The organism is Micromonospora sp. NPDC051296 (assembly GCF_040682255.1).
GTDB classification, from domain to species: Bacteria; Actinomycetota; Actinomycetes; order Mycobacteriales; family Micromonosporaceae; genus Micromonospora; species Micromonospora craterilacus.
In genome coordinates, this window is sequence record NZ_JBFBAO010000459.1 from 1 (window position 1) to 4,769 (window position 4,769).

The following is a 4,769-nucleotide window of genomic DNA, read 5'->3' on the forward strand; positions in this document are numbered from 1 at the left end:
CCGCACACCTATCCTCTCAAGTTCGGTAATAGCTGATCTTGACTATACGGGGGTCTCGTGCGGCGAAAGCTGATCGCGCGTTTCATGGTCGCGGTGCTCGGTGCCGCATTCGTCGTGGCGGCATCGCCCGGTCCCGGTGTGGCGGTACCGCCGCCCTACGCCGGGACCAGTAGCTCCATCGACGCAGACTGGTCGATAAGTCAGGGCGGCGCGGTGGAGTTCGAGGGCCGGCTGTCGTTCTACCCCGGTGAGGTGACGTCCGCCCAGACGCTGCGTGTGTGGAGAACAGACGCGCTGGGCTTCCACACCCTGCCGGATGTGATCACGGATGCCGGCGGCGACTTCTTCCTGACCGACACGCCGATTCACCACGGCGACAACACCTACACGTTCCAGTACGACGGCACCACCTCGCAGGCGCCCGGCTACAAACGGGTCACGGTCGTGGTGGACGGCACCACGTCCGCGCTGTCCCTGTCGGCGCCGTCGAGCGGCAAGCGCGCCGCGAAGCTCACTGTCAGCGGGACGTTGACGTTGAGCGGAAAGCCTCTGCCGGCACCATGGAGGCTGCAGGTGGTGCGCAAGGACGCCGCCGGTAGCACCACGCTGCCGGCGATCACGGCCAACTCGGCCGGCGCGTTCTCCTTCAGCGACACCCCGCCGGTCGGCGGCAACAACACCTACACCGTGACGTTCGTGGGTAACAACTTCGTCACCGGGTCGACCCGGTCGGCCGTCGTGAGCATTTCCCACGATCCCACCACCCTGCGCCTGACCACGAAGGCGGATCCCAAGAGCTGGGCCCCGCAGGTGACGGTGACCGCATACCTGGGCAAGACCCACACCAACCGGAAGGTCTGCCTCTACGCGAAGTCCCACGGCGAGGGCCAGCGGACCCTCAAGTGCGGCAACGTGAACTCGTCCGGCAACCTGAAGGCCACGGACCTGATCTCCACGCGGACCGTCTACACCGCCAAGTTCACCGGGGACCACCGGCATGCGCCAGCCACGGTCACCCAGGTGGTGAAACCGCCGGCCAACGTGGCGGTGGCACTGATCTCCCCCTCGTTCAAGAAGTCCGGCAAGTACCGCGTCTTCCACCGGAAGGGAAACCCGGTGACGAAGAGCTGGGTGTCGCCGGAGAGCAAGGGCACCTGCATGTACTACACGGTGCAGGCGTACAAGTCCGGCAAGTGGCGCACCGTGTCGACCAGCAAGTGCCACAAGCTGAGCTCCGCCAGCCAGGGCAAGTACACCTGGACCGGTAAGCGGACGGTCGGCGTCAACTACCGGGTGCGGGCCAAGTTCGCCGGCAACACCGCGAACAAGGCCACCAACAGCGACTGGGCGTACTTCAAGTTCCGGAACTAGGCGTTGGTGTCGACAGGTCGGGGCAGCAGGAGTAGGACTTACCTATGCATGCTGCCCCGCCCGTGCTTTCCGTCGTCGGTCTCGCCGAGCGGGACCAGCCCCTGCTCACCTACCTCGACCACCGGACCGGCCATCGTCAGCACCTGACCGCCGCGGAACTGGGCGAGTGGTCGGCGCGGGCCGCCGGCCTGCTGCGAGACGGGTGCCGGCTGGCACCGGGCAGCCGGGTGGCGGTGCTGCTCCCGCCGCACTGGCGTACCGCCGCGGTGCTGCTCGGCGCCTGGGCGGTGGGGCTTGAGGTGTCGTTCCGGCCGCGCGCCACCGCCGGGCTGCCGGTGCTCGAGCCGGGCGGCGACCGGCCGTACGACGCCGTCCTGGTCAGCCCGGAACGGCTCGACGACTGGCTGGAGGACGTGCCCGACGGGCTGCACCGCTACCTCGTCGGCACCGGGCCGGAGCCGCTGGCCGACCTGCCGGTCGGCTGGCTCGACTGGTCCGTGGAGGTGCTGCGGCACGGTGCCGCGCCGGCCGATCGTCCCACGCTGCACGCGTCCGATCCGGCCAGCCCGGACGGCACCAGCTACGACGAGTGGGGCCGGGTGGCCAGGGCGGTGGCCGACCAGCTCGACCTGCGGGTCGGTGACCGGCTGCTGGTCGACGTCGCAGAACAGGACCAGCCGTTGAAGTGGCTGCTCGCCCCGCTGGCGGCCGGCGCGTCGGTGGTGCTCTGCGCCAACCTCGACCCGGCGGCCCGGGACGGGGTCGCCGCCGCCGAGCAGGTCACCCGAATCCTCTGAGCCGGGACCTCAGCGGCGATCGAGCCGCCGCGCGCGGGGAACAGGGTGGGCGTGCTCCACCGCCAGCACGCACCGCCTGCCGCCGGGCAGCAGACGGTCGCAGAAGACCCAGTGGCGTACTTCCTGCCGGTCCTCAATCGAGACGGTCACCCCACCCGGCTCGACGCCTACGCTGAGTCGGGCCAAGATCCGGGCTACGGTCCGGGCGAAGATCCGGGCCCGGAGCAGGTCGGGTGCGGTGAACGGCAGGTGGATCACCCAGCGCTCGGTCGTACGTTCTCCTCCTGCACTGCGACCAGGGCGGTCTGCGCGGTGGCGAGTTCGTCGGCCACCCGATGCAGGAAGGTGTGGATCTCGATGGGGTCAAGCCCTCGTCGCCGAACATTGAAGCACCGCTCGCGGATCTGCCAGGGACGCAGCGGAAGCTGATTCGGGTGCGGTGGAACCGGTACGTCGGGGCTCGTCGCAGGTCGGCGTATGAGCCGGCGGATCAGGCTGCGCACGTGACCACCCTTCGTCGGGATCGCGGGAAGGTGGAGGGGGGTCTCCGCCGGTTGCGTCGGCGGAAAACCGCCCGCGCCCTGCCGCCGCAGCCTTGATCGGCGGTACGACAACAGGGCCGCGCTGGGGGAGCGCGGAGATGGGGCCTCGACGGCGATGCGAGACCGGTACGAGAGGCGCCAACCGACCGCAGCAGCACCGCATCACCACGAGTGACGCTACCGATACCCCTCACCTCTGTCAACGCTCTCCTATCTATCAGATCTAGCTAGCCGCTCCTGTGGCTCCTCTTTCAGTTGTTGCCGCTCTTTCACCTAGTGCTCGATACTGAGAGGGCCAACCGACTGCAAGGGGCCGTTACGTGCCGATTCCGCCTACGATGGATGAGTTGATCAGGGATCTGCAGAGCCGGATCGAGGTGGGCGAGTTCCCGCCTGGGTCACAGATACCGTCCACCCAGGAGCTGTCCGATCACTACGACGTGTCGGTGTCGACCATCCACCGCGCCGTGGCGAAACTGCGGGGGCGGGGTGTGCTGATCGGCCGCCCGGGTCGCGGCGTCTTCGTCGCTGAGTCCAGACAGCACTGAGCTTCGTCAACGACGGCGGCGCAGCCGGGCGATGTTGTTCAGAGTTCCTGTACACGTCTTCAAGGCGGCCCTCGACGGGCCGCACGCGCCGCCGATAGGGCGTCATGGTCGCCCGGCCGGGGGATGGCCGGGCGATCATGACCGGTGCCCTCGGCTGGCGGTTTTGGCGGAAACCCGGGGCCGCCGCAGACGGGATGGGTGTGGGCGTGCCTGAGCGTGCAATCTACGTGCGACAAGGGGCGGTAAACCATGGCCCCATGGGGACAACCACGGTCAACCGCCGCTTGGCCGGGTATCGACCAAAAGCAAGATCCCCACCTACGTTTCCGCTGGTGGGGACCTCTGTAGCCCGGCGAAAGGCTATGTGGCCAGGGGTGGGGTCCGATCCGTGGTGGTCAGCCAAGCAGTCTGATCCTCCCCGACACGGCCAGCGCGCCGCGCGGCCAGACCTTCGCCCGGTGTTCACCGGGAACCGCGGCGCAGATCGGCCACTTCAGCTGACGGAGTGAAGCCGGCCGAGGCGTAGGTAGCTACGGCGCCGACGTTGGAGCTCTCCACGCACACACTCGCGCTGGACGACCCCATGTCGTAAAGGGCCGCGGCGGCGGCAAGCGTGATCGCTGTGCCGTAGCCATGGCCTCGGTGACTGCGGTGGACGCCCATCGGTTCCAGCAGTCCCGGCCGCCCGGGGCCGGCTGACCACACGGCCGCCACTGCCACGGCGTCGTCATTCTCGTCGAATGCGGCGAGGCTGCGTGCGTCACCGTAGAACGGGCCACCAACCATGGCGAGCCAGCGTCCGACCGTGCGGCGTCGGTCGGCATCGGTGAAGGTCGAGCCGCGGAACGCGGACCAGTGGACGGCGACCCACACCTCGGCGCGATCGGGCTCGATCGTCTCGATGCGCAGACCGCGGTCCTCCACCGGGTCCGAGAGAGTGCGGTGGAACGTTGTCCACGGCTCGTCCCGTTCCCAACCCCGCTTCAGCAGCAACTGGGTGAGGAGCTCCGCACCTCGGGCTTCGACGGTCGCGCCGTCGGGAGCCAGGACACCATGTGCAGGGTCGTCCAGATCGGCGGCGAGCCGGTGGGCCAGTGCCTCGTCATCACGCCAGTGGGGAGCGACGGCCATGCGCACCAGTTGAGGGCCGTCCAGCAGCCCGATCGCGAGAACCTCCCCGTCGCGCGACCACATCCGGATGGCAGCGGCCGTAGCCTCGGCACCATTTAGCGAGTGCCAGCCGAGATCGCCGGAATGCAGATGCAGCGGTCCCCCGTCGTACTGCCACCGCTTGAGCGCGTCGACCGCTGGTGACATCTCGTCAACGCTCGGGGTGCTCAAAATGATGCTCATGGGGTGCACCCAAACCCAAAGAGCGGCCTGGCACCATCGATTTTCGCAGGGAGCCGGCGCTCTCGTCACGGTTCGCCTAGGACCAGGCCGGCGGCCCGGTGCTGTACGCATCCGACCCTGCCAGCCCGGACGGCCTTAGCTACACCGAGTGGGGCCTG

At 68.5% G+C, this 4,769-nt stretch carries 6 protein-coding genes; 3 read left to right on the forward strand and 3 right to left on the reverse strand.

The features are described 5' to 3' along the window. Nucleotides 1-57: 57 nt before the first annotated feature. Both AB0M52_RS30750 and AB0M52_RS30755 read left to right on the forward strand, forming a co-directional pair. Nucleotides 58-1,371 (forward strand): hypothetical protein, encoded by a 1,314-nt coding sequence (locus tag AB0M52_RS30750; protein ID WP_363960972.1) that lies wholly within the window; start codon nucleotides 58-60, stop codon nucleotides 1,369-1,371. 62 nt (nucleotides 1,372-1,433) lie between these two features. Continuing rightward, on the forward strand, nucleotides 1,434-2,168 hold the full coding sequence (locus AB0M52_RS30755) for a TIGR03089 family protein (protein WP_363960974.1): 735 nt from the start codon (nucleotides 1,434-1,436) through the stop codon (nucleotides 2,166-2,168). A 9-nt stretch (nucleotides 2,169-2,177) separates the two neighbouring features. On the opposite strand, the gene AB0M52_RS30760 is transcribed toward AB0M52_RS30755, so the two are convergent. Both AB0M52_RS30760 and AB0M52_RS30765 read right to left on the reverse strand, forming a co-directional pair. Then, complete coding sequence (locus AB0M52_RS30760; RefSeq protein WP_363960976.1) at nucleotides 2,178-2,426, reverse strand: hypothetical protein; 249 nt, start codon at nucleotides 2,424-2,426, stop codon at nucleotides 2,178-2,180. Continuing rightward, entirely contained in the window at nucleotides 2,423-2,671 is a 249-nt protein-coding gene (locus tag AB0M52_RS30765; RefSeq protein WP_363960978.1) for a DivIVA domain-containing protein, read from the reverse strand. Before AB0M52_RS30765 ends, AB0M52_RS30760 begins: the two co-directional genes overlap by 4 nt. A gap of 359 nt (nucleotides 2,672-3,030) precedes the next feature. Between AB0M52_RS30765 and AB0M52_RS30770 the strand changes: the two genes are divergently transcribed. Then, a complete protein-coding gene (locus AB0M52_RS30770) occupies nucleotides 3,031-3,258 on the forward strand; it encodes a winged helix-turn-helix domain-containing protein (RefSeq protein ID WP_363960980.1) in 228 nt (75 codons plus the stop codon). Nucleotides 3,259-3,720: 462 nt separating this feature from the next. On the opposite strand, the gene AB0M52_RS30775 is transcribed toward AB0M52_RS30770, so the two are convergent. Next, a complete protein-coding gene (locus AB0M52_RS30775; protein ID WP_363960982.1) occupies nucleotides 3,721-4,611 on the reverse strand; it encodes a GNAT family N-acetyltransferase in 891 nt (296 codons plus the stop codon). Nucleotides 4,612-4,769 lie beyond the last annotated feature (158 nt).

Coding starts and splice junctions, on each gene's coding strand:
- AB0M52_RS30775 (WP_363960982.1), bottom strand. CDS start 4,611: ATGAGCATCATTTTGAGCACCCCGAGCGTTGACGAGATGTCACCAGCG.